21 protein-coding genes and 1 pseudogene are annotated in these 26766 nt (G+C 73.1%); 19 read left to right on the forward strand and 3 right to left on the reverse strand.

What is annotated here, in order from left to right; all coding sequences use genetic code 11:
* Positions 1 to 9: 9 nt before the first annotated feature.
* The 10 genes and pseudogenes from IR212_RS14595 to IR212_RS14635 all read left to right on the forward strand — a co-directional run bounded on the left by IR212_RS14595 (position 10) and on the right by IR212_RS14635 (position 12271).
* Entirely contained in the window at positions 10 to 2082 is a 2073-nt protein-coding gene (locus IR212_RS14595) for a beta-galactosidase (protein ID WP_194396589.1), read from the forward strand.
* A 34-nt stretch (positions 2083 to 2116) separates the two neighbouring features.
* Complete coding sequence (locus tag IR212_RS14600) at positions 2117 to 3397, forward strand: ABC transporter substrate-binding protein (protein ID WP_194396590.1); 1281 nt, start codon at positions 2117 to 2119, stop codon at positions 3395 to 3397.
* A 123-nt stretch (positions 3398 to 3520) separates the two neighbouring features.
* A pseudogene (locus tag IR212_RS17160) lies at positions 3521 to 3853 on the forward strand (alpha-L-arabinofuranosidase); the annotation flags it as partial.
* Positions 3839 to 4222: an alpha-L-arabinofuranosidase C-terminal domain-containing protein gene (locus tag IR212_RS17165; RefSeq protein ID WP_228479578.1), complete on the forward strand. Its 384-nt coding sequence runs from the start codon at positions 3839 to 3841 to the stop codon at positions 4220 to 4222. The pseudogene IR212_RS17160 and the gene IR212_RS17165, both read left to right, overlap by 15 nt.
* The gene (locus IR212_RS14610) at positions 4219 to 6549 is read left to right on the forward strand and encodes a beta-galactosidase (protein ID WP_228479346.1); all 2331 of its coding nucleotides are present in this window, start codon (positions 4219 to 4221) and stop codon (positions 6547 to 6549) included. Before IR212_RS17165 ends, IR212_RS14610 begins: the two co-directional genes overlap by 4 nt.
* Before the next feature lie 136 nt (positions 6550 to 6685).
* Complete coding sequence (locus tag IR212_RS14615) at positions 6686 to 7888, forward strand: Gfo/Idh/MocA family protein (RefSeq protein WP_194396592.1); 1203 nt, start codon at positions 6686 to 6688, stop codon at positions 7886 to 7888.
* A 12-nt stretch (positions 7889 to 7900) separates the two neighbouring features.
* Positions 7901 to 9118 carry a dihydrodipicolinate synthase family protein gene (locus tag IR212_RS14620; protein WP_194396593.1) on the forward strand — a complete coding sequence of 406 codons (1218 nt, stop codon included), beginning with the start codon at positions 7901 to 7903 and terminating at the stop codon, positions 9116 to 9118.
* The gene (locus IR212_RS14625) at positions 9115 to 9993 is read left to right on the forward strand and encodes a sugar phosphate isomerase/epimerase family protein (RefSeq protein ID WP_194396594.1); all 879 of its coding nucleotides are present in this window, start codon (positions 9115 to 9117) and stop codon (positions 9991 to 9993) included. The genes IR212_RS14620 and IR212_RS14625 overlap by 4 nt, the downstream gene beginning before the upstream one ends.
* Positions 9994 to 10107: 114 nt before the next feature.
* Positions 10108 to 11139 (forward strand): LacI family DNA-binding transcriptional regulator, encoded by a 1032-nt coding sequence (locus tag IR212_RS14630; RefSeq protein ID WP_194396595.1) that lies wholly within the window; start codon positions 10108 to 10110, stop codon positions 11137 to 11139.
* 124 nt (positions 11140 to 11263) lie between these two features.
* Entirely contained in the window at positions 11264 to 12271 is a 1008-nt protein-coding gene (locus tag IR212_RS14635) for a LacI family DNA-binding transcriptional regulator (RefSeq protein WP_194396596.1), read from the forward strand.
* A 128-nt stretch (positions 12272 to 12399) separates the two neighbouring features.
* On the opposite strand, the gene IR212_RS14640 is transcribed toward IR212_RS14635, so the two are convergent.
* Positions 12400 to 13125, reverse strand: coding sequence for a hypothetical protein (locus IR212_RS14640; protein ID WP_194396597.1), 726 nt, complete (start codon positions 13123 to 13125; stop codon positions 12400 to 12402).
* Positions 13126 to 13249: 124 nt separating this feature from the next.
* Between IR212_RS14640 and IR212_RS14645 the strand changes: the two genes are divergently transcribed.
* The 5 genes from IR212_RS14645 to IR212_RS14665 are packed head-to-tail and all read left to right on the forward strand — an operon-like array spanning position 13250 to position 19110.
* Positions 13250 to 14617, forward strand: coding sequence for a Gfo/Idh/MocA family oxidoreductase (locus IR212_RS14645; protein ID WP_194396598.1), 1368 nt, complete (start codon positions 13250 to 13252; stop codon positions 14615 to 14617).
* On the forward strand, positions 14614 to 15588 hold the full coding sequence (locus IR212_RS14650; RefSeq protein ID WP_194396599.1) for an NAD-dependent epimerase/dehydratase family protein: 975 nt from the start codon (positions 14614 to 14616) through the stop codon (positions 15586 to 15588). Before IR212_RS14645 ends, IR212_RS14650 begins: the two co-directional genes overlap by 4 nt.
* Positions 15585 to 16484: a 5-dehydro-4-deoxyglucarate dehydratase gene (locus IR212_RS14655; RefSeq protein WP_194396600.1), complete on the forward strand. Its 900-nt coding sequence runs from the start codon at positions 15585 to 15587 to the stop codon at positions 16482 to 16484. Before IR212_RS14650 ends, IR212_RS14655 begins: the two co-directional genes overlap by 4 nt.
* Complete coding sequence (locus IR212_RS14660; protein WP_228479347.1) at positions 16481 to 17617, forward strand: mandelate racemase/muconate lactonizing enzyme family protein; 1137 nt, start codon at positions 16481 to 16483, stop codon at positions 17615 to 17617. Before IR212_RS14655 ends, IR212_RS14660 begins: the two co-directional genes overlap by 4 nt.
* A 35-nt stretch (positions 17618 to 17652) precedes the next feature.
* Positions 17653 to 19110 carry an aldehyde dehydrogenase (NADP(+)) gene (locus IR212_RS14665; RefSeq protein WP_194396601.1) on the forward strand — a complete coding sequence of 486 codons (1458 nt, stop codon included), beginning with the start codon at positions 17653 to 17655 and terminating at the stop codon, positions 19108 to 19110.
* 55 nt (positions 19111 to 19165) lie between these two features.
* On the opposite strand, the gene IR212_RS14670 is transcribed toward IR212_RS14665, so the two are convergent.
* The gene (locus IR212_RS14670; RefSeq protein ID WP_194396602.1) at positions 19166 to 20302 is read right to left on the reverse strand and encodes a glycerate kinase; all 1137 of its coding nucleotides are present in this window, start codon (positions 20300 to 20302) and stop codon (positions 19166 to 19168) included.
* Positions 20303 to 20596: 294 nt separating this feature from the next.
* On the opposite strand from IR212_RS14670, the gene galE reads away from it, so the two are divergent.
* Positions 20597 to 21574, forward strand: a complete 978-nt coding sequence (galE, locus tag IR212_RS14675; protein ID WP_194398704.1) for a UDP-glucose 4-epimerase GalE — start codon at positions 20597 to 20599, stop codon at positions 21572 to 21574.
* Between the two features lie 273 nt (positions 21575 to 21847).
* On the opposite strand, the gene IR212_RS14680 is transcribed toward galE, so the two are convergent.
* Positions 21848 to 22840 carry a LacI family DNA-binding transcriptional regulator gene (locus IR212_RS14680; RefSeq protein WP_194396603.1) on the reverse strand — a complete coding sequence of 331 codons (993 nt, stop codon included), beginning with the start codon at positions 22838 to 22840 and terminating at the stop codon, positions 21848 to 21850.
* 234 nt (positions 22841 to 23074) lie between these two features.
* On the opposite strand from IR212_RS14680, the gene galT reads away from it, so the two are divergent.
* From galT to IR212_RS14695, 3 genes are all read left to right on the forward strand, one after another.
* Positions 23075 to 24205 (forward strand): galactose-1-phosphate uridylyltransferase, encoded by a 1131-nt coding sequence (galT, locus tag IR212_RS14685; protein ID WP_194398705.1) that lies wholly within the window; start codon positions 23075 to 23077, stop codon positions 24203 to 24205.
* On the forward strand, positions 24202 to 25392 hold the full coding sequence (gene galK / locus IR212_RS14690) for a galactokinase (protein ID WP_194396604.1): 1191 nt from the start codon (positions 24202 to 24204) through the stop codon (positions 25390 to 25392). Before galT ends, galK begins: the two co-directional genes overlap by 4 nt.
* Positions 25393 to 25922: 530 nt before the next feature.
* Positions 25923 to 26765, forward strand: a complete 843-nt coding sequence (locus IR212_RS14695; protein ID WP_194396605.1) for an alpha/beta fold hydrolase — start codon at positions 25923 to 25925, stop codon at positions 26763 to 26765.
* Position 26766 lies beyond the last annotated feature (1 nt).

Consider the following 26766-nt stretch of genomic DNA (forward strand, 5'->3'; position numbering starts at 1 on the left):
CTGCTCGACGTGCTCTACGGCGCCGATTACAACCCCGACCAGTGGCCGGAGGAGGTGTGGGACGAGGACGTCCGCCTCATGCGGGAGGCCGGCGTCAACATCGTCAGCCTCGGCATCTTCGCGTGGTCGCGCATCCAGCCGGCGGAGGATGTCTGGGACTTCGACTGGCTCGACACCGTCATCGGCAAGCTGCACGCCGGCGGCATCTCCGTGAACCTGGCGACGGCCACCGCGTCGCCCCCGCCCTGGGTGAGCAAGAACCACCCCGAGACGCTTCCCGCCGACGAATCCGGTGCCTCGTACTGGCCCGGCAGCCGTCAGCACTTCGCCCCCTCGTCGCCGACCTACCGACGCCTGGCCGGCGAGCTGGTGCGCCGGCTGGCCGAGCGCTACGCCCACCACCCCGCCGTGGTGATGTGGCACGTCGGCAACGAGTTCGGGTGCCACCTCTGGATGGACTTCTCGGATGCCGCCCGCGACGCGTACCGCGCATGGCTCGAGAAGAAGCACACCACCGTCGACGCGCTCAACGACGCGTGGGGCACGAGCTTCTGGTCGCAGCGCTACGGCTCCTTCGAGGAGATCTTCCCGCCGCGGCTCGCACCGTACAGCCACAACCCGTCGTCGATGCTGGATTGGCGTCGGTTCACCAGCGACATGCTGCTGGAGTGCTACCTGCTGGAGCGCGAGATCCTGCTCGCCGCCGGCGTGACGCAGCCGATCACGACGAACTTCATGGGCCCGTTCAAGCCCGCGGACTACCGCCGGTGGGCGCCGCACATGGACGTCATCGCCGACGACTGCTACCCCGACCCCTCCGATCCGCACCGCATCCGCGACGCCGCGTTCCAGCGCGACCTGGTGCGCTCGCTCAAGCCCGGAGTGCCGTGGCTGCTGTGGGAGCAGGCGACGGATGCCGTGAACTGGCGCCCCGCGAATCCCGGCAAGCGTCCGGGGGCACTGGTCGCCGAGACAGCGCAGTCCATCGCGCGCGGGGCCGACGGCATCATGTTCTTCCAGTGGCGGCAGTCGCGCGCGGGAAGCGAGAAGTTCCACTCGGCGATGCTGCCGCACGCCGGGACCGAGACCCGGACCTGGAACGCGGTGACCGAGCTCGGCGCCCGCCTCGCCGCCCTTCCCGAGCTGCCCGCACCCGGACGCGACGCCCAAGTGGCGCTCGTCTTCGACTGGGAGAACTGGTGGGCGGTCGAGGAGCGCGACCACCCCACCGAGATCGACTACCTCGCGCTGGTCCTGGAGTGGTACGGCGGGTTCCACTCCCGCGGCATCCAGGTCGACATCGTCGGCCCGGAGGAGGTGGATCGCGCCTACGACCTCGTGGTGGCGCCCGCTCTGTACCTCCTCCGCGACGACGGCGCCGCAGCGATCACCCGATTCGTCGAGGACGGGGGCACCCTCCTGACCGGCCCCTTCAGCGACATCGTCGACGCGCGCGACCAGTTCCGCGACGGCGGGTTCGTCACGCAGCTCGGCCCCGTGCTCGGACTGCGGTTCGAGGACTTCGGCGCCCTCCCCGGCGCGTCCGCCGGCGGAAGTGGGATCGGCGCGCTCACCGCTGGGCCCTCACCGGCCGCCCCGTCGGGCGGCGGCGTGACGTTCACGCTCGGCGGCCAGCCGCGGACCGGTCGGCTCGTGGCGGAGTCCGTGCACCCGGCGGGTGCGACCGTCGTCGCCTCCTTCGACTCGGGCCTCCGGGCCGGTGCGCCCGCGCTCACCCGTCACCGCTTCGGCACGGGCGAAGCCTGGTACGTCGCCACGCAGCCCGATGCCGACGGCGTCGACGCCGTCGTCGCGACGGTGGTGGCGGCATCCGGCGCCCGTCCCGTCGTCGACGGGCTGCCCGAGGGCGTGGAAGCCGCCCGCCGCGGCGACCTCGTGACCCTCATCAATCACGGCGAGACCGCTGTGGAGGTGGCGGTGACGGGGACGGATGCCGAGAGCGGCCTCGCAGTCGAGCGCGTCGTGCTCGACACTCAGGGCGTCGCCTTCCTCTTCGTACCCGCCGTGGCCGCCGCGGAGCCCGAAGCGCCCGCCGCGCAGGACGCGGTGACCGTCGTCTGACCCCTCAGCCCTTCCACCGAGACTGGAGACATCCATGCCCGTACCACGCCTGCTTGCCGCGACCGCCCTTGCGGCCGGCACCGCCCTCGTCCTCGCCGGATGTGCCGGAGGCTCGTCCGACGACGCCGCGGCGTTCGATCCCGGCGAGAAGGTGACGCTGGACTTCGCCTTCTGGGGCAACGACGACCGCGCCGCGCGCTACAACCAGCTGATCGAGGCGTTCAACGAGGAGTACCCAAACATCACGGTCAACACCTCGTTCACCGACTTCCCGAGCTTCTGGGAGAAGCGGCAGACTGAGGCCGCCGGCGGCGGCCTTCCGGACGTCTTCCAGTTCTCCGACAGCTACCTGCGCCAGTACGGCGAGTCGGGCAACCTCCTCGACCTCGCCGAGGTGTCGGAGTACATCGACACGACGACGTTCGACGAGTCGCTCCTCGGGTCGGGCGCGCTGGACGGCACGCAGTACTCCCTGCCCACCGGCTACAGCCTCTGGGCGAACTTCGTCAACGATGACCTCGTCGCACAGGCGGGCGTCGAAGCGCCCGAGGCCGGCACGAGCTTCGCCGACTTCGACGACTGGATGGCGTCTGTGACCGACGCGACAGGCGGCGCGGTCTACGGCGGCACCGATTACACGCAGCGCATTCAGGTGTTCGAGCTCGTGCTGCGCGCGAACGGCGGCGATCTCTACACCGACGAGGGCGAGCTGGGCTTCACCGAGGACGAGCTGCGCGAGTTCTGGGAGTCCGGCGACGACATCCGCGACGGCGTCACGGTGCCGCAGCAGAAGCTCGAGGAGCTTTCTCCCAAGTCCGGTTTCGGGGCCGCGACCACGGCGAGCGAGATGAGCTGGAGCAACTTCCTCGGCGGCTACCTCGCCGACTCCGGCTCTTCGTCGATCTCCATCGTCGCGCCCCCCACCGCCAAGGAGGGTTCGAAGGATCTCTACCGTCAGGCAGGTCTGCAGGTGGCGATCGCCGAGAACACCGAGCACCCCGAAGCCGCGGCCATCTTCCTGGACTTCGTCGTGAACAGCCCGGAGGCGGGCGAAATCTTCGGCACGACCCTCGGGTTCCCGGCCTCCTCCTCGAAGCTCGAGGGTGCGACGCTCGAGGGTCCCGACAAGCAGGTCGCCGACTACATCGAGGCCGCCGCCGAACGCATCGGCGACGCCCCGCCCGTGCCGGTCGTGGGCTACGGCTCGCTCGAGCAGACCTTCTGGGATCTCGGCAAGTCGATCGGCCTCGGCGCCCTCTCGGTGGACGACGCCGTGACGCAGTTCTTCGCAGAAGCCGACGCCATTCTCGGCTGAGGCCCCGGGGTCGGCGGGACGGATGCCGCGGCCGCATGCTGCGCCGCGGCAACCGTCCTCCCATCTGCGCGTGCGCCGCGGGGTGAGGCATCCGCTCCCCTTCCTTCCATCCGAGAGAACACCATGACCGACGCCACAGCCCGACTCGACCCGCACTACGAGATCGCCGACATCGACCGGCGCCTCTTCGGCGGGTTCGTCGAGCACCTCGGTCGCCACGTCTATTGGGGGATCTTCGAGCCGAGGCATCCGTCTGCCGACGAGCAGGGCTTCCGCAAGGATGTGATCCAGCTCGTGAAAGAGCTCGGCATCTCGACCATCCGCTACCGCGGCGGCAACTTCGTCTCGGGATACCGGTGGGAGGACGGGATCGGGCCTGTGTCGGAGCGTCCTCGCCGCCTCGAGCTCGCGTGGCACTCCACCGAGACGAACGAGATCGGCCTGCACGAGTTATCACACCTCGCGCAGGGACGGGCGGTGCGGGTCCCGGTCGAGGCGGATGGATTCCGCAGCGAGAAGCTCGGCGAGGTCGCTGCCGTGAACGCCGTGGCGACGATCGACGATGAGGGGGTGTCGCTCTTCCTGGTCAACCGTTCGACGACGGATGCCACGACCCTCCGCGTTGACCTCGAACCGCTCATGCGATCCCTCGGCCGCGAGATCGCGATCGTCGAGTCCCATCTGCTGCACGACGACGACCTGTACGCGGCGAACACGCTCGAGGAGCCCGAGCGGGTGGGCGTGCGCGCGGCCGAGGCATCCGTGGACGGTGAGACGCTCACCGTGACGCTTCCCGCCGTGTCGTGGGCGGTCCGGCTCTCATGAGCGCCCTGACCGGCACGGAGGAGGCGGTGGCGGCGACGCCCACCATCCTCGCGGTCGACGCCACGCGCTCCGCGCGCGCCGAGCGGCGCCCGCGCATGGCGAACGAGGAGGATCTGCGACCCGGCCTGACCGTGACCAGCAGGGCGCTGGTGAAGGACGGCCGCCCCTGGCTGCCCGTCTCGGGCGAGCTGCATTACACGCGGGTGCCGCGCGACCGGTGGACTGAGCGCCTGAGGCTGATGCGCGCGGGCGGGATCTCGGTCGTGTCGACGTACGTGCCGTGGCTGCACCACGAGCCCGTCCGGGGCGAGGCGCGCTTCGACGGGCGATACGATGTCGCCGCCTTCGTCGACGCCGTGCGCGCCGAGGAACTCGAGCTCGTGCTGCGGATCGGCCCGTGGGTCCACGGCGAGATGCGCAACGGCGGCTTCCCCGACTGGGTACAGCGGACGCCCGTCGCCCATCGCACCGACGACCCCGCCTATCTCGACCTCGTGCGGGAGTGGTTCGCGCGGCTCGCGGGAGCTCTCGAAGGACGTTGCACGCCGGCGACGATGCTCGCGATCCAGCTCGAGAACGAGCTCTACGACCAGCCCGGTCATCTCGTGACGCTCAAGCGCCTGGCGCGCGACGCCGGCATGTCGGCTCCGCTGTGGACGGCCACCGCCTGGGGCGGCGCCGACCTCCCCGACCCGGAGGTGCTGCCCCTATGGGGCGGCTACGGCGACGGGTTCTGGGTGGACCCGGGCGCGCCGTGGCATCCCACGTTCCGCGCGCACTACTTCTTCTCCGACACCTGGGACGACCCGGGCATCGGCGCCGACGTGCGAGGCAAGGCCGGCGCGGCGCGCACCGGGCTCTCGCCGTGGTTTCCCGCCGCCACGTGCGAGCTGGGCGGCGGTATGGGCACGGCTTATCACCGCCGGCCCCGCCCGGACGCGCACGACATCGCCGCCATCGCGCACGCGAAGCTCGGCAGCGGCTCGGCCTGGCAGGGCTACTACATGTACGCCGGCGGCACGAACCCCGAACCCGGTCTCGAGGAGACCCAGGCCACCGGCTACCCCAACGACATGACCCGGCGGAGCTACGACTTCCACGCACCCATCGGCGAGGCCGGCCGCCTGGCGCCCAGCCACGCCGCGCTTCGCCTGCAGCACGCCTTCGTCGGAGCGTTCGGCGACCGGCTGGCGCCGGCGCCGTCGCACCTGCCCGAGGAGGGTCCGCAGGACGTCGAGGATTCCGCGACGCTGCGGTGGGCCGTCCGCGCCGAGGAGGGATCCGGCTTCCTGTTCATCGGGTGGCACCAGCCGCACGTGCCGCTCCCGACGTACCGCGACGCCCGGTTCCGCATCCAGACCCCGCGCGGCCCGGTCGAGTTCCCGAGCGCACCGGTCGACATCCCGCCGGGCACGCTCGCGCGCTGGCCGCTGGGGCTGGATGTCGGCGGCGTGCGGATCGACTGGGCGACCGCCTCGGCGGTCACCGTGCTTCCCGACGGCGAAGCGGGCGGCTCCGCGCCGACGCTCGTGCTCGTCGAAGACGCGGGCGTCCCGGTCGAGGTCGCGCACGACGGCCTGGCTCACCGGCTGGAGCCGGGCGGGCCCCCGCTCCGGATCGAAGAGCCCCACGGCGCCGCCCTGGACGTGCTCGTGATCCCGGTCCACGACGCCGCGCATGCCTGGGTGGTCGACGCGGCCGCCGGGCGTCGGCGGCTCATCGTCAGCGCCGACGAGGTGACGTGGGATGCCGCGGGATCGGTATCGGTGCGCGCGAGCGGTTCGGCACCCGACGTGCGCGAGTACCTTCGCGGAGGCTGGCACGCCCCGACGTGGGAGCGTGTCGAGGGCACGGCGGTCGCGGCATCCGTCCCCGTCCGCACCGTGCGCGCGTCGACCGTCCCGACGGGCGTCTACGGGTCGCGCGCGGGTCGGCAGGCTGCCCCGGGCGACGACGTGCTGGACTCGCACGCCGCGGTGTACCGCCTCGAGATCCCTGCGTGGGTCGAGGACGACGCCGTGCTCCGGCTCGCGTGGGCGGGCGACGTCGCGCAGCTGCGGGTCGACGGGGCGACGGCGACCGACCGGTTCTGGGACGGGTCGCAACTGGTGGTGAACCTCTTCGACATCGGCGCCGCGCCGTCGTCGCATGTGGAACTTCACGTGCTGCCCCTGCGGCGCGACACCGGGGTGCACCTGCCGGCAGAAGCCGCAGCACGCCTGGCGGCGTCTCGCGAAGCGCTGTGCGCCCTTGACAGTGCCGTCGTTGAGCAGCGCGCCCTGTGGCGCGAAGTCGCCGGCGTCCCCGAGGGGAAGAGCGACCGATGACGCTCAGCAGGGCGGGCGCGCAAGGGCGGTTGCGTGGTCTCCGATTGCGTGTCACACTATTGGAAAGCGTTTACCCGGCGGAATGGAAGCCAGCGAGCCGGGCATCCACAGCCTTCACAGAAGAAAGCAGGTCCTCATGACCGACACGACACTCGCACCAGCCTCGGCAGAGGCGCCGGCACGCGCCCTGGTGCGCGAGATCGGCATCATCATGAACGGCGTCTCTGGCCGCATGGGGTACCGGCAGCACCTCGTGCGCTCGATCCTCGCGATCCGCGATCAGGGTGGCATCGAGCTGCCGGACGGCACGAAGATCACCGTCAAGCCGCTCCTCGTCGGCCGCAGCGAGGCCAAGCTCGCAGACCTCGCCGCCAAGCACGGCATCGAGGACTACACGACCGACCTCGACGCCGCCCTCGCCGACCCGCGGTGGGAGATCTACGCCGACTTCCTCGTGACGAAGGCCCGCGCGTCAGCGCTGCGCAAGGCGATCGCGGCCGGCAAGACCATCTACACCGAGAAGCCCACGGCCGAGACGGTCGACGAGGCCCTCGAGCTCGCGAAGCTCGCGCAGGAGGCCGGCGTCAAGACCGGCGTGGTGCACGACAAGCTGTACCTGCCGGGCCTGCAGAAGCTGAAGCGCCTCATCGACTCGGGCTTCTTCGGCCGGATCCTCTCGGTGCGCGGCGAGTTCGGCTACTGGGTGTTCGAGGGCGACTGGCAGCCCGCGCAGCGCCCCTCGTGGAACTACCGCGCCGAGGACGGCGGCGGCATCATCGTCGACATGTTCCCGCACTGGAACTACGTGCTGGAGAACCTGTTCGGCGAGGTCAAGTCGGTCTACGCGCAGGCCGCGGTGCACATCCGGGACCGCTGGGACGAGAAGGGCGAGCACTACACCGCCACCGCCGAGGACGCCGCGTACGGCATCTTCGAGCTCGAGGGCGACATCGTCGCACAGATCAACTCGTCGTGGACCGTGCGCGTGAAGCGCGACGAGCTGGTGGAGTTCCATGTCGACGGCACGCACGGCTCGGCCGTCGTGGGCCTCTTCGGCGCGAAGATCCAGCACCGCAACGCCACGCCCAAGCCGGTGTGGAACCCCGACCTCGCCGACGACCACGACTACGACGCCGACTGGGCGGAGGTGCCCACGAACGACGTGTTCCAGAACGGCTTCCGCCAGCAGTGGGAGGAGTTCCTCGTCTCGTACGTCGAGGGCACCGACTACGAGTTCGACCTGCTCTCGGGCGCGCGCGGCGTGCTGCTGGCCGAGGCCGGCCTGCAGTCCAGCCGCGAAGGCCGCAAGGTCGAGCTGCCGACGCTGTCGCTGGACTGATCAGGACCGCGGATGCCGAAGCTCACTCTCCTCGCAGGTGACGGGTCGCTCTCGACCGTCGCCCTGAACGAGTCGCCGGGCTACACCAGGCCCGGCGGCCCGCTCCGCAGCCGCGTGGCGTACGCGGCCGCGCACGTCGTCCCCCGCACGTGGGCCGACAACACCCCCGGCCGTCCGGCAGAGGTGGATTGGGACGCGACGCTCGACTTCCGCCGCGCCGTGTACTCGTGGGGTCTCGGCGTCGCCGACGCCATGGACACGGCGCAGCGCAACATGGGCCTCGATGCGGCGGCGACGCGCGACCTCATCGCGCGTTCGGCGCAGGTCGCCCGCGAGGAGGGCGGCGCGGTCGTCGTCGGCGTCAACACCGACCACGTCGACGCCGAGTGCATCTCGCTCTCGCAGGTCGTCGACGCCTACAAGGAGCAGCTCCACTTCACCGAGGAGCAGGGCGCCGGCCCGGTCCTCATGGCGTCGCGCCACCTCGCGCGCGTGGCGGTGTCGGCCGAGGACTACCGCCGCGTGTACCGCGAGGTGCTGCAGTCGGCGACAGTGCCGGTGGTGCTGCACTGGCTCGGCACCGCGTTCGACCCGGCGCTGGAGGGCTACTTCGGCTCACCGGACTGGCGCGAGGCCTCCGCCGTGCTGCTCGAGATCATCGAGGAGAACGCCGGCAAGGTCGCGGGCGTCAAGATGAGCCTGCTGGATGCCGCCTCCGAGGTCTCGGTGCGCGAGCGCCTCCCGGAGGGTGTACGCATGTTCACCGGCGACGACTTCAACTACGTCGGCCTCATCGGCGGGCGGGACGTGCCGCAGGCGCGCCAGCCGGAGCGGGACGCGGCATCCGCTCGTCAGCACTCCGACGCCCTGCTCGGCGCCTTCGCGACGATCACGCCGGTCGCCTCTGCGGCGATCCAGGCGCTCGACGCCGGGGACCCGGCGCGCTACCTCGAGATCCTCGAGCCCACCGAGGAGCTCAGCCGCCAGGTGTTCGCCGCGCCGACGTTCTACTACAAGACCGGCGTCGCGTTCCTGTCGTGGCTCAACGGCCACCAGCCCGCATTCCAGATGGTCGGCGGGCTGCATTCCGCGCGCAGCCTGCCGCACCTGTCGCGAATCGTCGAGCTCGCCAACTCCTCGCTCGCGCTCGAGAAGCCCGAGCTCGCCGCCGTCCGGTGGCACGGCATGCTGCGGCACAACGGCATCGACGTGCCGGGGGTGATCTCGTGAGCATCGACCCGCGCCTGTCGATCAACCAGGCCACCATCAAGCACGCCGACCTCGCCACCGCACTGCGGGTCACCGCCGAGGCGGGCGTCGAGGCGATCGGCCTGTGGCGCGAGCCCGTGCAGGAGGTCGGCCTCGCGACCGCCGCGTCGATGCTCGCCGACTCGGGGCTGCGCTTCACCACGCACTGCCGGTCGGGCTTCTTCACGATGCCGGAGGGGCCCGCGCGCCGTACCTCGATCGACGACAACCGCGTCGCGATCGAAGAGGCTGCGACTCTGGCCGCCGCCGGCGCCGAGGGGTCGACCGCGATCCTCGTGCTCGTCGCGGGCGGCCTGCCCCAGGGCTCGCGCGACCTCGTCGGCGCCCGTGAGCGCGTGCGCGACGCGATCGGCGAGCTGGCCCCGGATGCCGCGGCCGCCGGTGTGACGCTCGCGATCGAGCCGCTGCATCCGATGTACGCGTCCGACCGCTGCGTCGTCTCGACCCTCGGCCAGGCGCTCGACATCGCGGCCGACTTCGACCCGGCCGTGGTGGGCGCCACCGTCGACACGTTCCACATCTGGTGGGACCCCGACGTGCTCACCTCGATCGAACGCGCCGGCCGCGAGGGCCGCATCGCGACGTACCAGGTGTGCGACTGGAAGACGCCGCTTCCCGCCGACGTGCTGCTCAGCCGTCACTACCCCGGCGACGGTGTCATCGACCTCGCGTCGCTGACCCGCGCCGTCGAGGCGACAGGCTACGACCGCGACATCGAGGTCGAGATCTTCAACGAGGAGATCTGGGCGACCGACCCGGTCGTCGCCGTGCAGCGCACCGCCGCGGGGTTCGCGGCATCCGTCTCCCCGCACCTGCGAGCCCGCGTCACGGGCTGACGCACGGCACGGCCTCGCCGCGGAAGGAGCGGCCGAGAAGCGCGGGAAACGGAGTTTCGGAAATCGCTTACCAAACTCTCGCCTCGACCGGATACAGGCCCTAGACTCTGCCTCGTGAGCGACATCATCGCGCCGACCCGAGGCGCGGCCACCCTGCATGACGTCGCGCGCGAGGCCGGCGTCTCGCTCGCGACCGCCTCGCGCGTGCTCAACGGCTCGACCCGCAAGGTCGCGGAGAGCTACCGGGACCGCGTTCAGGCCGCCGCCGACAAGCTCGGCTACACCGCCAACCTGTCCGCGCAGGCGACCGCCCGCGGCACGGCAGCCATCGTGGCACTGCTCGTCGCCGACATCGCCGACCCCTACTTCGGCCAGCTGGCGTCGGGCGTCGCCCGCGGGGCCGATGAGGCGGGCCTCGTCGTCACCATCGCGATCACCGAACGCGATCCGCAGCGCGAGGTCAAGCTGGTCCGCGCGCTGCGCGGTCAGCGCCCGCGCGGACTCATCCTCGCGGCGTCGCGCGTGGAGGGCCCCGACGCCGTCGGCCTCCAGGGCGAGCTCGACGCGTTCTCGCAGATGGGCGGCCGGGTCGTCGTGGTCGGCCCCGGCGGGGGGTCGGCCCGCTCCGTCGCCGTCGACAACCGCGGCGGCTCGGCCGCACTCGGTGCCCGACTGGCCGGGCTCGGCTACCGAGAGGCGATCGTGGTGGCGGCCGCCGAGGGCATCCGCACATCCGACGACCGTGTCGCGGGCTTCACCGACGGGTTCACCTCGGCCGGGGGCACCGTGCGCGAGGTGCACCGCGCCGGCTTCACGAGAGACGCGGGCTACGCCGCAGCGACGGAGCTGCTGGGCGGCGACGTCCCCGCCGGAACGCTGATCTTCGGCATCAGCGACGTCGTCGCGATCGGCGTCATGTCGGCCGTGCGTGACGCGGGCCGCCAGGTCGGCGCCGACATCGCCGTCGCCGGCTTCGACGACATCGCCACCGGGCGCGACATCCGCCCGGGTCTCACGACGGTGCGCGTGCCCCTCGAGGATCTCGGCTACCGGGCCCTTCACGCCGCGACCGACCCGGAGTGGGCGCCCGACGAGCCCGCCCTGCCCCTCGAGGTCATCGTCCGCGGCAGCACGCCGCCCCGCTGACCCCGGGCGCGGGCCGGCCTGGCGCTGGGGGCAGAACTCCGGATACCCGGGGCAGCCCGGGCGCCGGATGCCCGGGAAGCGCTTCCGGGTAGGCTGAGCGCGCACCGCGATCGAAGGAGCACGGATGCCTCGCCCGCCACGCGCCGAAGGATCACGCGTCACCATCGCCGACGTCGCCGCCCGCGCCGGCGTCTCGCTGTCGACGGTGTCGCGCGCCTTGAACGGCAACCCCACGGTGGACCCTGCGCTGGCGGAGCGGGTGAAGGATGCCGCGGCCGCCCTGGACTACACCGCGAGCCCCGTCGCGCGCAGCCTCGTCCTCGGCCGCACGCAGACGGTGGCCGTGATCGTACCGGACCTCGGCAACCCCACGTTCCAGTCGATCCTCCGCGGACTGAGCCGGGCGGCTGCGGCCGACGACTACCACGTGCTGGTGGCCGACTCGGCCGAGTCCGTCGAGGAGGAGCGGGTCCTCGCCGGAGCCACACGTCGGCGCACCGACGGCGTGATCCTCTGCGCGCCGCGCCTGCCACAGGACGAGCTCGACCGCCTCGTGGGAGGGCTCCGCCCCGTCGTGCTCATCAACCGCACCTCGGGCGAGGTCCCCTCGGTGCGGGCGGACTACCGCTCAGCCCTCGCCGCCGAGCTCGCCCACCTCCACGGGCTCGGCCACCGCCGCATCGTCTTCCTTGCGGGCGCTCCCCGCAGCGTCGCGAACGCCGCCCGGCTGGAGGCGATCGCGGACTTCGTCGCGGACCACCCTGACACCGAGGTGACCGAGATCCCCTGCGGCGTCGACTTCGAGGCGGGTGCCGGCGCGGGCGAGGCGGTGCTCGCATCCGGCGCGACAGCCGCCGTCGCCTTCAACGACCTCGTCGCGATGGGACTTCTCAGCATCGTGCAGGAGAGCGGATGCCGCGTCCCGGCCGACCTCTCCATCGTCGGCTTCGACGACATCCCGTTCGCCCGCTACACGACCCCCCCGCTCACGACGGCAGCCGTCCCGGCGGCCGAGCTCGGCGCCGAGGCCTGGGCGCGCATGCGCGACCTGCTCGAGGGCGCCGAGCCGGGACATCCGCTCGTTCTCCTCCCAGAGGTGACGGTTCGCGGCACGACCGGACCCGCCGCCTGAGCGCCGGGCGACACGACCAGACCCGCCGCCTGAGCGCCGGGCGACACGACCGGACCCGCCGCCTGAGCGCCGGGCGGCACCACCGGACCCGCCCCTTGAGAGCCGAGAACCGACGGCACCGCCCGCGGTCAGCGGTCACCGGTGACCGCATCGCCCTCATACACGTAGACGACGACGTGGCCGTTCAGAAGCACGAACCGGACGAAGTCGCGGCGCGGCGCGTCGTCGACGAGCAGCTCCACCGACGCGCCGGCGCCGTAGGGTGCGCAGCCCTCCGCACCGCTGCCCAGGCCGAGGGCGCGGTGAGGCTCCCTGATGACGAGACACATCGTCCCGAAGCGCGAGCGTCCGCTCCAGACCGCCAGCCCGTCGAAGCCGTCGTAGCGGCGCAGTTCGGCGGCCGAGAGGCCCATCCGGCCGAGGACGCCGTGAGGATCCACCGGCGCCGCACCCCGCGGCAGCGGCGCGAGCACGGCCTCCGGGCCGGTGGCGGTGCGTGTCGGCAGGTGGTCCACCGGCGAGGACGTCGAGGCCGCGAACGCCGCGAACACGACGACGGATGCCGCAGCCACGGCAGCCGCCGCCGATCGCCGTCGCGGGCGCACAGCGGCGCCCGCCGGCGCTCCCCCGTCCTCCGCCGCGTCGATCGGGCCAGCGTCGCCCGGCACGTCAGGGCGCGCGTTGGTCCGGGCGGCGACCGTGCGGCGCCGCCGGTCCGCGGCCTCCAGCTCCTCCAGCCGCGCCTGCGCCGACGGGTCATCCCCGATGTCGGCATCGGGCCCGTAGGCGCGGCGCCGCAGGCGCTCCAGCTCGTCCGCGTCCGCTGAATGGTCCGACCACCGCGGGCCTTCCATGCGGCCCATTATCCGCGCGGCGGGCAGGCACCGGAAGCCCGGTCGTGACGCCGCTGCAACCCGCGGGCCGGCCGCACCGCCGGCTCTCATGCTAGGCTGAGAAAACGTTTCCTGGAGGAGTCACATGAGCCGCCGCCGGTATGCCCTCGTCGGGGCGGGACACCGAGCCCAGATGTACGTCGACGCGATCACCGGGCGGTACGCCGACGAGGCGGTGCTCGTGGCGATCTGCGAGCCCAACCCGGTGCGCGCGCAGTACTACGTCGACCGCGTCGCCGAGGCGGGCGCTCCCGCACCCGCCGTCTACGGCCCCGACCACCTCGAGGCGATGATCCGGGAACAGCGGGTGGACCGCGTGGTGATCTGCGCCCGCGACGACCTGCACGCTCCGCTCATCGTGCGGTCGATGGATGCCGGCGCCGACGTCGTGGTCGAGAAGCCGCTCACCATCGACGCGCCGAGCGCTGCGGCGATCGAGGACGCGATCGACCGCACCGGGCGCGAGGTCGTCATCACCTTCAACTACCGCTACTCGCCGCGCAACAGTGCGCTGCGCGAGGTCATCCAGGACGGCGTGATCGGCGAGGTCACCTCCGTCGACTTCTCGTGGCTGCTCGACACCAAGCACGGCGCCGATTACTTCCGCCGCTGGCACCGCGAGAAGGCGCACTCCGGGGGGCTCCTCGTCCACAAGGCGAGCCATCACTTCGACCTGGTCAACTGGTGGATCCGCTCGGCCCCGCGCCGGGTGTTCGCGTCGGGCGGCCTGCGCTTCTACGGCGCCGAGAACGCGGCGGCCCGCGGCATCCGCAACCGTGCTGCCCGTGGCACGCACGACGGAGCGGACGCGTTCGAGCTCGATCTGCGCGACGACGAGCGGCTGAAGGCGCTCTACCTCGACGCCGAGCAGCACGACGGCTACCTGCGCGATCGGGACGTCTTCGGCGAGGGCATCACGATCGAAGACAACCTCGCGCTCGTCGTCGACTACCTCTCCGGCGCCACGCTGTCGTACTCGCTGAACGCCCACGCGCCGTGGGAGGGCTACCGGGTCGCCGTCAACGGCACCCTCGGCCGCGCTGAGCTCGAGGTGGTCGAGCGCGGCGCGGTCCTCGCTGGCGAGGGCCTGCACCCGGTGCTCGATCCGTCGGCCGTCCACGCCGGCGCTTCGGGATCGCTGCGACCGGAGGGCGAGCGCCTCATCGTGCAGCGGCACTGGGAGGCCGCCTCCGAGGTGCCGCTCGAGACGAGCGGCGACGGCCACGGCGGGGGCGACGCGCTGCTGCTCGCCGACGTGTTCGAGGGACCGGGCGACGACCCGCTGGCGCGTCCGGCAGACTGGCGCGACGGCGTCCGCTCGATCGCCGTCGGCATCGCCGGCAACCGCTCGCTCGAGACCGGGCTGCCCGTCGAGGTCGCCGACCTGGGCATCCGCTTCCTCACCGCCGACGCCGCGGTCGGCACGGCCGACGCCGCCGGCACCCGGGCATGAGCCGCATCGCCGTCACCGGTGGCGCGGGGCGCCTCGGCCGCAGCCTGGTCGCCGGACTCGCCGCCGCGGGCCACGAGCTGGTGTCGCTCGACCGCGCCGTCTCGGACGCGCCGGAGCTCGCCGGCGTGCAGCAGATCGCGGCGGACCTGACGGAGACGGATGCCGCCACCCGCGCGATCGCCGGCTCGCAGGCCGATGCGCTCATCCACCTCGCCGCGATCGCCGTGCCGTTCAGCGCGCCCGAAGACGTGATCCTCCGCACCAACGCGACGCTGGCGCTGAACGTGCTGTCGGCGGGGGTCGCGGCGGGGATCCCGAAGATCGTCACGGCGTCCAGCCCGACCGTGCTGGGCTACGGCGCGCCGACCGGCTGGCTGCCCGACCGCTTCCCGCTCGATGAGCAGACCACGCCCCGGCCGTGGAACGCCTACGCGCTGTCGAAGCACCTCGCCGAGCAGACGATCGCGATGCTCGCACGCCAGACCGGCGATGCGGTCCGCTTCGCGGCGTTCCGCCCCTGCTACGTCATCGCCCCGGAGGAGTGGCGCGGCGCGCCGACGCAGCAGGGGCACACCGTGGCGGAGCGCCTGAACGATCCTGCCCTCTCCGCCCCGGCCCTCTTCAACTACGTCGACGCGCGGGACGTGGCGGCCTTCGTCGACACGCTGCTGCTCGCGCTGCCCGAGATCCCGAACGCCGAGGTGTTCTTCGTCGGCGCCGACGACGCCCTCGCGCGCCGGCCGCTCGCCGAGCTGCTGCCGCAGTTCGTCCCCGGGACCGACGACCTCGCCGCAGGACTCACCGGCAGCGCTCCCGCGTTCTCCAACGCGAAGGCGCGGCGCGTGCTCGGCTGGCGACCCGCCCATTCCTGGCGCGGCGAGCTCGGTGAGCGCACGGCCGGCAGCGAGTCGGCCGAGCCGGCGGCGAGCCACCCCTTCCCCGACCTCGCCCGAAAGGACGTGCTGGCGTGATCTTCGACGGCATCCTCTTCTTCCCGGTCACGCCGTTCGACGCGCAGGGTCGCATCGAAGAGGACGTGCTGCGCACGCACATCGCCACCACGCTCGAGCACGCGCCCGGCGGTGTGTTCCCGGCGTGCGGCACGGGTGAGTTCCACGCGCTGTCGACCGAGGAGGCGACGCGCGTCGTGCACGTCGCGGCCGAGACCGTGGCGGGCCGGGTGCCGGTCGTCGCCGGCACGGGCGGTCCGCTGGGGCACGCGACGACGCTCGCGCGGGCGGCCGCCGACGCCGGCGCCGACGCACTGCTCGTGCTGCCGCCGTACCTCGTCGGCGGCCCCCAGGCGGGACTCGTCGCCTATGTGGAAGCGGTGGCCGCGGCATCCGATCTCCCCGTCGTGATCTACCATCGCGGCACGGCGCAGTACTCCGTCGAGTCGGTGCGGCGTCTGGCCCGCAACCCGAAGGTCGTCGGCTTCAAGGACGGCGTCGGGGACGTCGGCCTCGCGCAGCAGATCGTGCGCGCGGTCGCGGCCGAGGGACGCGACGACTTCGCCTTCTTCAACGGGCTGCTGACCGCCGAGCTCACGCAGGGCGCGTACCGGGGCATCGGCATCCCGCTGTACTCGTCGGCCGCCTTCGCCATGATCCCCGAGGTGGCGAACGCGTACTACCGCGCGTACGTCGACGGCGACGAGGAGCGCCGCGCCGCGCTGCTCGACGGCTTCTACGCGCCGCTGGTGCAGCTGCGCGACGAGACCCCGGGCTTCGGCGTCGCGCTCATCAAGGCCGGCCTGCGCCTCGGCGGGCTGCCCGTCGGCTCGGTGCGCGCGCCTCTCGTCGACCCGACGCCCACGCAGGAGGAGCGCCTCACCGAGATCCTCGCGGCCGGGCGGGCGCTGCTGTGACGAACCTCCCCGGCGCGCTGGCGGCGGCGTCGGATGCGGCGCCGGAGGCCACCATCGCGGCCTTCGAAGCGCGACTGATCCGCGTGGCGCTCACCCGACCCTGGGCGGCGGACGTCACCGCGGTCGGCGTGATCGCGACCCACGTCGTGCGCTCGGACGGCGCCGAGGGCTGGGGGTTCTCGTGGACGCCGCAGATCGGGGCCGCAGCGGTGCACGCCCTGCTGGTCCACGACATCACCGCGTTCGCGATCGGCCGCCCGGCTGACCCCGGATCGGAGTGGCTCGCGCTGTGGGAGCACCTGCACGAGGCGGGCGGCGGCGGGGTGACGACGATCGCGATGGCGGGACTGAACCTGGCGCTGTGGGATGCGGCGGCCCGCGCCGCCGGCACATCGCTCACCGGCTTCCTCGGCGCGCAGCGCAAGCGCGTGCGCGCCTACGGCTCGGGCGTGAACCTGCACTACACGCTCGATGAGCTGGTCGCCCAGGCGGGCCGCTGGGTGGAGGCGGGGTTCGACGCGGTGAAGGTGAAGGTCGGCGGACCCGACGTCGCCGAAGACCTCGACCGTCTGCGCGCGGTGCGCGACGTGATCGGACCCGACCGGGCGCTCATGATCGACGCCAACCAGCGCTGGGACCTCGACCGCGCGACGCGCTCGATCGACGTGCTGGCCGAGGTCTCGCCCGCATGGATCGAGGAGCCGCTGCGCGCCGACGACCTGCACGGGCACATCGAGCTCTCGAAGCGGCTCGCCGCCGCGAGCGGCATCCCCCTCGCGGTCGGCGAGAACCTCCACACCGTGTTCCGGTTCGACGACTTCCTCCGCACCGGAGCCGCGCAGATCGTCCAGCCCAACATCGTGCGCGTGGGCGGCATCACCCCGTTCCTCGGGATCGCCGCGATCGCCGCCGAGTACGGCGCCGCCCTGCATCCGCATCTCCTCCCCGAGCTGTCCGGCCAGGTCGCGCTGTGCCTGCGGGCCGTCTCCGGCGTCGCGGAGCCCATGGTCGAGGACGTCGAAGACGCCGGCTTCGGCGCGCTCGGCGCCCTCCTCGACGACTCGCCCATCCGCATCGCCCGCGGCTCGCTCACCGAGGTCGACCACCGCGGCCTCGGCATCCGCTTCTCATGACCTCTCCCCCGCCTCCGCGCGAAAGGACATCCGCGATGACCACCGCCACCACCACCTCGGCGACCGAGCTCGACGCCCTCGCCTCTGCCGCCGCCGCGGCCGCCCCCGTCTGGCGGGCGGCGGATGCCGCGACCCGCGCGTCGTGGCTGCGGGCCGCTGCCGACGCGCTCGACGCGCACGTCGATGAGCTCGTCGCGGTCGCCGACGAGGAGACCCGCCTCGGCGAGACGCGGCTGCGCGGCGAGGTCGGACGCACCACGGGCCAGCTGCGACTGTTCGCGACCGTGGTCGAGGAGGGCTCGTACCTCGAGCTGACCGTCGACGACGCCGACCCGTCGGCGGTGCCCCCGCGTCCCGAACTGCGTCGGCTGCTCGTCGGCGTCGGGCCGGTGGCGGTGTTCTCGGCGTCGAACTTCCCGTTCGCGTTCTCGGTCGCCGGGGGCGACACCTCCTCGGCGCTGGCCGCCGGCAACCCGGTCATCGTCAAGGCGCACTCGGGGCATCCCCGGCTCTCACAGCGCACCGCCGAGATCGTCGCCGGCGCGCTCGTGGACGCCGGCGCGCCCGAGGGCTCGCTCGCGCTCGTGACGGGCCGCGAAGCCGGCAACGTGCTGGTGCAGCATCCGCTCATCCGGGCCGCCGGGTTCACCGGATCGCTCGGCGGCGGCCGTGCGCTGTTCGACCTCGCGGCCGGCCGCCCCGACCCCATCCCGTTCTACGGCGAGCTGGGGTCGCTGAACCCGGTCGTGATCACCCGGGCGGCGGTGGCCGCCCGCGGCGAGATCCTCGCACAGGGGCTCGTCGGCTCGTTCACGCTCGGCGTCGGCCAGTTCTGCACGAAGCCCGGCGTCGTGTTCGTGCCCGAGGGCGCGGGATTCGAGGGGCTCGTCGCCGGATTCGCCACGGGTGCCGCCGGCGGACCGCTGCTCACCGACCGCATCACCGAGGCCTTCCCGTCGGGGATCGAGCACCTCGAGTCCGACCCGTCGGTCGCGGTCGTCGCGCAGGGCCTCCCCGCGGAGCCGGGGTCGGCGCGTCCGGTGGTGCTGTCTACGGATGCCGCGTCCGTCGCCGCCCGGCCCGACACGCTGCTCGAGGAGTGCTTCGGTCCCGTCACCCTGCTCGCGCGCTACTCCTCGGCCGAGGAGCTGCACGCCGCGCTGCAGGCGGTGCCCGGCTCGCTCACGGCGACGCTGCACGCCGAGGCATCCGACGATGTCACCGCCGTGGTCGAGGTGCTCGCGCGCAAGGCCGGACGCGTGCTCTTCTCGGGCTGGCCGACCGGCGTCGCGGTGACGTGGTCGCAGCAGCACGGCGGCCCGTGGCCCGCCACGACGTCGCTGCACACCTCGGTCGGCGCGACGGCGATCCGCCGCTTCCTGCGCCCCGTGGTCTACCAGGACGCGCCGGCGGCGCTGCTTCCCGACGTGCTCCGCGACGAGTCCCTCGCGGCGCTCCCGCACCGCCGCAACGGCGTGCTGCGCGTGCCCTGAGCCCGGTTCCGTCGCTCCGGCGCGTCTGCGCCGGTTCTGGGGGACGGCGCGGGGGTCACGGGCGAGGCAGCGCCCAGGCGAGTGCGGCGCCGGCCTCCTCGAGCCAGCGGCGCGCGTCGGCCATCGCGGCCGTCGCGGATCCGGAGAGGTCGGTGAGCGAGGCGGTCGCCGCGAAGCCCGACACGTCGGCGTCGGCGGCGATCCGTCCGGCGACGAGCATCACGGGCACGCCGGCGGCCGCCGCGATCGCGCCCACGTGCGCGGGCACCTTGCCCGCCGCCGACTGCCCGTCGTACGACCCCTCGCCGGTGAGGACGACGGATGCCGCCGCCACCGCGGTCCCGAGACCCACGAGCTCCGCGACCGCCGCCGATCCCGGCACGAGGTCCGCTCCCCACGCGAGCAGGCCGAAGCCCGTGCCGCCGGCGGCGCCCGTGCCCGGAGTCGCGGCGTCGATGCCGGCGAACGCGTCGAGCGCGGCCAGCCGCGCGAGGCCGGCGTCCAGCTCGACGACGTCGTCGGGGCTCGCACCCTTCTGCGGGCCGAAGACCGCCGCCGCGCCGAGCGGTCCGAGGAGCGGGTTCGTCACGTCGCTGAGCACCGTCACGCCGTCTGGCGGGAGCGCCGCCAGTTCCGACAGGTCGGCCGACGCCACCCCGGCGAGCCCGCGCGCGCCGTCGGCGACGGGTTGCCCCGTGGCATCCGTGAATCGCGCCCCCAGCGCGGTCAGCATGCCGACGCCGCCGTCGGTGGATGAGCTCGAGCCGATTCCCAGCACCAGCCGCGACACGCCGTGCGCGAGTGCGGCGGCTATCGCCTCGCCGAACCCGCGGGTGTGGGCACCGAACGCCCGCAGCCGCGGCGGGGTGCCGAGCAGCTCGATCCCGCTGGTGCTCGCGAGCTCGACGACGCCGGTTCCGCCCGGTGCGTCGACGGTCGGCGGCAGGAGAGCCCAGGATGCCTCGACCGGCGCGTCCTCCGGACCGGTGACGGTGACCGGCATCCGTCGGGCGCCTGGCACCGCGGCGAGGAACGCATCGACGGTGCCCTCGCCGCCGTCCGCCATCGGCAGCAGGCGGACGGCGTCTTGGGGCCGCTCCCGCCGCCATCCGTTCGCGAGCGCGTCCGCGGCGGCCGCAGCGGCGACCGTGCCCTTGAACGAGTCCGGGGCGATCACGACGGTTTGTGCCATGGCGTCATTCTCCTGGGGCAGGGTGCGGTCCGCGCCGGTCACGGTGCGGGCGCGGGCGGGTTCGGCGAGCGGAAAGCGTTGTCCGATCCGATCATGATCGTAGTCGCGAATCCGTCCGTGGCGCAGTGGCGGCGGCCGCGAGCGGCGCTCGTCGCGGACGGGCGACTGCGCGGGATGTCGCTGCGCGGGACGCGGCATCCGTTCTCCCGCTTCTGCCCGCTCGGATCACGCCGGTCGGGCGAACCCGGCAGAATGGGGACGGCGCCGCTCGGCGACCCCGACCCCCGGAGTGACATGACCTGGCTCGTGACCGGAGGCGCCGGCTACATCGGCGCCCACATCGTCCGCGCTCTCGACGGCGCGGGCCTGACGCCCGTCGTGATCGACGACCTCTCCAGCGGCCACGCGGCCTTCGTGCCCGCGGGCGTGCCGTTCGTGCGCGGGTCGATCCTCGACCGCGACCTCGTCGAGCGCACGCTGCGCGAGCACGACGTCGAGGGCGTGATCCACCTCGCGGGGTTCAAGTACGCCGGGGTGTCGGTGCAGCGTCCACTGCACACCTACGCCCAGAACGTCGAGGGCACCCGCGTGCTCCTCGAGTCGATGCAGGCCGCCGGTGTCGCCAACCTGGTCTTCTCGTCTTCGGCGGCGGTCTACGGCACGCCCGACGTGCCGCTGGTCACCGAGGACCTGCCCAAGCGGCCCGCGTCGCCGTACGGCGAGTCCAAGCTCATCGGCGAGTGGATGATCCGCGATCAGGCGGTGGCCACCGCCGACGACGAGCGCCCGCTCCGCCACACCGCGCTGCGCTACTTCAACGTGGTCGGCTCCGGCGACCCGGCCGTCTACGACACCAGCCCCCACAACCTGTTCCCGCTGGTGTTCGAGGCGCTCCTCGAGGGCCGCACGCCCCGTATCAACGGCGACGACTACGACACCCCGGACGGCACGAACGTGCGCGACTACGTCCACGTCGCCGACATCGCCGCGGCGCACGTCGCCGCCGCGCAACGGCTGCTCGCCGGCCGGCCGATCGAGCCCGCCTACAACCTCGGCTCGCAGAACGGCCTGAGCGTGCGCGAGATCATGGACGCGATGGCCCGCGTCACCGGCATCGACTTCACGCCCGAGATCGCGCCGCGGCGCCCGGGCGACCCCGACCGCATCGTCGCCACGGGCGACCTCGCCGCGCGCGACCTCGACTGGAAGAACCGGTACTCGGTCGACGAGATGGTCCGAAGCGGCTGGGAGGCCCGCCGCGCCGCCGGCTGAGCGCGCCGGGTTGCGGAGGTTGCACGTCCTGCGGCGTCGGGCCGCGCGAGGTGGCACGTCGTGACACCCGAACACCGGCCCAATCGCTTCAGGTGGCACGACACGCCGCGGCCCGCGCCGCGAAGCCGCACGTCGTGGCACCTGAACACCGACGCAATCGCTTCGAGTGGCACGACACGCCGCAGGCCGGGTCGCGAAGCGGCACGTCGTGGCACCCGAACACCGGCCCAGCGCCTCCGAGAGCGAGCGCGAGCCGGCGCGGCGAGCCCCGGCTCAGCCGGCGGGGCCGGTGCTCGCGCGCACCACGAGGCGCGTCGGGACAGTCTCGAACGAGGCGGGCGCACCGGCCTCGATGCCGTCGATGAGCAGGGCGACGGCGCGCGAGCCGAGTGCGTCGAAGTCCTGACGCACCGTCGTCAGCGGCGGCCGGTAGTCGGCGGCATCCGCCACGTCGTCGAACCCGACCACGCTGATGTCATCCGGCACGGCGCGGCCCGCCTCGGCGAACGCCCGCAGCAGGCCGAGCGACATCTGGTCGTTCGCGGCGAAGACGGCGGTCGCGCCCGCACCGAGGAGAGCGGATGCCGCAGCCGCCCCCGACGCAGACGTCCAGTCGCCGCGCACCACCGGCGGCACCGCGGCTCCTGCCTGGGCGAGCGCGTCGCGCCAGCCTCGCTCACGCTCGGCCGCCGCGAAGGATTCCTCGGGACCGGCGAGGTGGTGCACCGTCGGGTGACCGAGGTCGAGCAGATGCCGGACCGCCTGGCCCGCCCCGTCCGCATGGTCGGTCTCGACGACACCGAAGCGGTCGTCGCGCGGCGAGTCCACCACCACGAGCTGCAGTCCCGCCGCGCGCACGTCCGCCTCCCGGACGCGATCCGTCGCCTCGTTCAGCACCACAGCGCCGTCCACGCCCTGGTCGACCAGGCGCCCGAACGCGGCGGCGACATCGCCGTCGGCGCCGAGCGTCACGACGGTGAGAGCGTAGCCGCGGGCGGCCGCGGCATCCGCCACCGCCTGAAGCATGCGGGAGTTGCCCACCGACGCCAGCGTCGAGACCACCAGGCCGATCGTCTGCGTGCGGCCGGTGCGCAACGCGCGCGCCGCCCGATGGGGGCGGTAGCCGAGCTCTGACATCGCCTCCTCGATGCGCGCGCGGGTCGCGGGGTCGACGCGCGGACTGCCGTTGACGACGCGTGAGACGGTCTGGCCCGAGACGCCGGCGCGCGCGGCGACGTCTGCCATCGACACCCGTCGACCCACCATGTGCGTCGCCTCCCTCACCCGTCCACTCACCCCCGGCCCTGAGCCCTCGCGTTGCACCCGGGGCTCGACCGCTGCCCCTCCGCGTCATCGGCGAAAGCTCCGAGCATGTTGACGCTAACATAGCGCATCGGCTACCGTGTTGACGTGAACACTCCCGACTTCTCACCCGACGTCGACGCCGCCGCAGGTGACCTCACCGCCGAGACCGCAGCCCGGACTCTCGGCGCCGGCGTCGTGAGACGGGCCACCCGGCTGGCGGACGGCCGCGAGCTCATCTACTACGACGACCCCGATACGACGCTCGGCCCCGGGCGCGCGGCCGACGCCCGCGAGCTCGCGCCCCGCCCCGAGACCGCGACGATGCGGCGGGATGTGCTCACCGGAGACTGGGTGTCCATCGCGGCGGCACGCCAGAACCGCGCGTTCCTGCCTCCCGCCCACCTCGATCCGCTGGCACCGCAGACGCCGACGAACCCGTCCGAGATCCCCTCGCGCTACGACGTCGCCGTCTTCGAGAACAAGTCGCCGTCCTTCGGGCCCGCCCTCGCCACCGCGCACGGTGACGCCCCGGCCGGCGTCGACGCTCCCCGCGGCCTCGACGACCTCGAAGCTTCCGGACTCGGCCGCACTCGCACCAGCGTCGGACGGTGCGAGGTGGTGTGCTTCAGCCCCGAGCACGCGGGCTCGTTCGGCTCGCTCACCCCGACGCGGGCGCGCACCGTCATAGAGGCGTGGGCGGACCGCACGGCCGCGCTGTCGGCGCTTCCCGGCATCGAGCAGGTCTTCCCGTTCGAGAACCGTGGCGAGGCGATCGGCGTCACCCTCCCGCATCCGCACGGGCAGATCTACGCCTACCCGTACATCACGCCGCGCACGACGAGCCTCCTCGCGTCGATCGACCGGGAGGGGCAGGACCTCTTCGAACGCATCCTTGCGTTCGAGCGCGCGGGTGATCGCGTGATTCTCGAGGGCGAGCACTGGACGGCGTTCGTGCCGTTCGCCGCGCGCTGGCCGATCGAGATCCACCTGATGCCGCACCGTCACGTCGCAGACTTCGCCGAGACGTCCGACGCCGAGCGCGACGAACTCGCGCCGCTGTACCTCCGGCTGCTCCGCGGGGTCGACGCCTTGTACGACTCCGCCACGCCCTATATCGCCGCGTGGCACCAGGCGCCGGTGCACCGCGGGCGCGACACCGCGCGTCTTCACCTGCAGCTGACCTCGCCGCGACGCGCGGCCGACAAGCTCAAGTTCCTCGCCGGATCCGAAGCCGCCATGGGCGCCTGGATCGGCGACATCCCGCCCGAGATGGCCGCGGCGCAGCTGCGCGAGGCCGTGGCATCCGTTCCCGAGGAGACCCTGTGACCGCCACCGACACCCGCCCCGTCGACGCGGCGCGCGCCCTCTTCGCCGACCGGTTCGGCGCCGCCCCCGCAGGCACCTGGTCCGCTCCGGGCCGCGTCAACCTCATCGGCGAGCACACCGACTACAACGACGGCTTCGTCCTCCCGTTCGCGATCCAGCACCGCACGCACGTCGCCCTGGCCCCCCGCAACGACGGCCGTGTCCGCGTGGCCTCGACGTTCGATGACGGCGTGGTCGAGGTGGGGCTCGCGGAGCTCGGCGCGCTCTTTCCCGCCCGGCGCGACGAGATCCCGGAGTGGGCGCGCTACCCGCTGGGGGTGGCGTGGGCGCTGCTGGAGTCCGCCGGAACCGACCCCCACACCCCGACGGGCGTCGACCTCGCCTTCGCCTCGGACGTCCCGGTCGGTGCGGGCCTGTCGTCGTCGGCCGCCATCGAGGGCGCGACCGCCGTGGCCCTCGCCGAGATCTGGGGCATCGACCTCGACCGCGTCGCCCTGGCGAAGGTCGGCCGTCGTGCCGAGAACGAGGCGGTCGGCGCGCCGACCGGCATCATGGACCAGATGGCCTCGCTCCTCGGTCGCGCCGACGCCGCCATCTTCCTGGACTGCCGCTCGCTCGAGGCGCAGGTCGTCGACCTCGGCCTCGCCGGCGCCGGGCTCGAGCTCGTCGTCATCGACACGGGTGTGAAGCACTCGCACGCCACCGGCGGCTACGGCGAGCGCCGCGCCGCGTGCGAGCGAGGCGCCGCCGCCCTCGGGGTGCCGGCGCTCCGCGATGTCGCACCGCGCGACCTCCCGCGGCTCGCCGAGCTGGTCGACGACGTGACGCTCCGGCGCGTGCGGCACGTGGTCACCGAGAACCAGCGTGTGCTCGACACCGTCCGCACGTTGCGCGACCATGGCCCGACGGCGATCGGCGACCTGCTCGTCGCATCGCACGCCTCGATGCGCGACGACTTCGAGATCTCGGTGCCCGAGCTCGACACCGCCGTCGACGCCGCCCTGTCGGCCGGCGCCGTGGGGGCGCGCATGACCGGCGGCGGCTTCGGCGGAGCTGCGATCGCACTGGTCGCGCGCGAAAAGGTGCAGGAGGTGACGGATGCCGCCACCGCCGCATTCGACGCCGCGGGGTTCGCCGCTCCGACGATCTTCACCGTCACGCCGTCCGCGGGGGCCGCCCGCGACTGAGGGCGCCGCCCCGCCTGCCAGCCGCACGCCTCCAGCCGCCCGCCAGCCGGCCGCCTCCGTCCAGGCTGCCGCCGAGCCACAGGGTTTCGGCCGAGACCGGGGGCGCCGTCCCCTGTCTCGGCGGGAACGCCTTGGCTCGACGCCGCCCCGCCGGCCGGACGCACGCATCCGCCCAAGCCGCCCGTCGAGCCCGGCCGCATCCGTCCAGGCCGCCGAGCCACAGCATTTCGGCCGAGACCGAGGGCGCCGTCCCCCGTCTCGGCGGGAACGCCTTGGCTCGACGCCTCCCCCGCCACGTACGCCGCCCCGCCGCATACGCCGCCCCCGCCGGCGACCCGACGCCGGCGACGTGCAACCACCCGACTCCGACGACCCGACGCCGACCACCCGCCACCAACACCCCAACACCCCGACACGCAACCAGCCGACGCGCCGACGCCGCGCGCGCAAGAGGTGGCGATGACGGATGCCGCGCCCTAGCGTCGAACGCAGGGCCGCGGCATCCGTCTCCCGGTCCGGAAGGAGCGATCGTGGCGTACATCACCGTCGGGACCGAGAACTCGGTGGACGTCGACCTCTACTACACCGACCAGGGACCCGCCGACGCGCAGCCGGTGGTGCTGATCCACGGCTTCCCGCTGAACGGCGAGTCCTGGGGCAAGCAGCAGGCGGCGCTGCTCGACGCCGGCTACCGAGTGGTCGCCTACGACCGGCGCGGGTTCGGCGCCTCGACCAAGGCCGGGTCGGGGTACGACTACGACACGTTCGCCGCCGACCTGCACGCCCTTATGGAGGACCTTGACCTGCGCGACGCGGTGCTGGTGGGCTTCTCGATGGGAACCGGCGAGATCGCCCGCTATCTGTCGCGCTACGGCAGCGGCCGCGTGGCGAAGGCGGCGTTCCTCGGCTCGCTCGAGCCCTTCCTGCTGCAGACCGACGACAACCCCGGCGGGGCCGGGCCGCAGGAGTTCTTCGACGGCATCGCGCAGTCGGTGCGGGAGGACCGGTACGCCTTCATCGCCGGGTTCTACAAGGACTTCTACAACCTGGACGACAACCTCGGCACCCGCATCTCGCAGGAGGCGCTCGACGCGAGCATCCAGGTCGCGACCTACGCCGGCAACACCGCGATCGCGGCGGCGCCGCTCACCTGGCCGACCGACTTCCGGGGCGACATCGGGTCGATCGACGTGCCGGCCCTCATCCTCCACGGCACCGCCGACAACATCCTGCCGATCGACGTCACGGCGCGGCGGTTCCGGGAGCTCCTTCCCGACGCGACCTACGTCGAGCTCGAGGGCGCCCCCCACGGACTGCTGTGGACGCACGGCGCCGAGGTGAACGAGGCGCTGCTCGCCTTCCTGAAGAGCTGAC

The sequence above is a fragment of the Microbacterium atlanticum genome, assembly GCF_015277815.1.
Classification (GTDB): Bacteria; Actinomycetota; Actinomycetes; order Actinomycetales; family Microbacteriaceae; genus Microbacterium; species Microbacterium atlanticum.

What these genes read in the sequence shown, in the direction of transcription:
- IR212_RS14640 (WP_194396597.1), bottom strand. Translation starts at nt 13,125, where the DNA reads ATGGAAGGCCCGCGGTGGTCGGACCATTCAGCGGACGCGGACGAGCTG.
- IR212_RS14635 (WP_194396596.1), top strand. Translation starts at nt 11,264, where the DNA reads ATGCCTCGCCCGCCACGCGCCGAAGGATCACGCGTCACCATCGCCGAC.
- IR212_RS14670 (WP_194396602.1), bottom strand. Translation starts at nt 20,302, where the DNA reads ATGGCACAAACCGTCGTGATCGCCCCGGACTCGTTCAAGGGCACGGTC.
- IR212_RS14610 (WP_228479346.1), top strand. Translation starts at nt 4,219, where the DNA reads ATGAGCGCCCTGACCGGCACGGAGGAGGCGGTGGCGGCGACGCCCACC.
- IR212_RS14665 (WP_194396601.1), top strand. Translation starts at nt 17,653, where the DNA reads ATGACCACCGCCACCACCACCTCGGCGACCGAGCTCGACGCCCTCGCC.
- IR212_RS14600 (WP_194396590.1), top strand. Translation starts at nt 2,117, where the DNA reads ATGCCCGTACCACGCCTGCTTGCCGCGACCGCCCTTGCGGCCGGCACC.
- IR212_RS14680 (WP_194396603.1), bottom strand. Translation starts at nt 22,840, where the DNA reads ATGGTGGGTCGACGGGTGTCGATGGCAGACGTCGCCGCGCGCGCCGGC.
- IR212_RS14645 (WP_194396598.1), top strand. Translation starts at nt 13,250, where the DNA reads ATGAGCCGCCGCCGGTATGCCCTCGTCGGGGCGGGACACCGAGCCCAG.
- IR212_RS14650 (WP_194396599.1), top strand. Translation starts at nt 14,614, where the DNA reads ATGAGCCGCATCGCCGTCACCGGTGGCGCGGGGCGCCTCGGCCGCAGC.
- IR212_RS14620 (WP_194396593.1), top strand. Translation starts at nt 7,901, where the DNA reads ATGCCGAAGCTCACTCTCCTCGCAGGTGACGGGTCGCTCTCGACCGTC.
- galE (WP_194398704.1), top strand. Translation starts at nt 20,597, where the DNA reads ATGACCTGGCTCGTGACCGGAGGCGCCGGCTACATCGGCGCCCACATC.
- IR212_RS14615 (WP_194396592.1), top strand. Translation starts at nt 6,686, where the DNA reads ATGACCGACACGACACTCGCACCAGCCTCGGCAGAGGCGCCGGCACGC.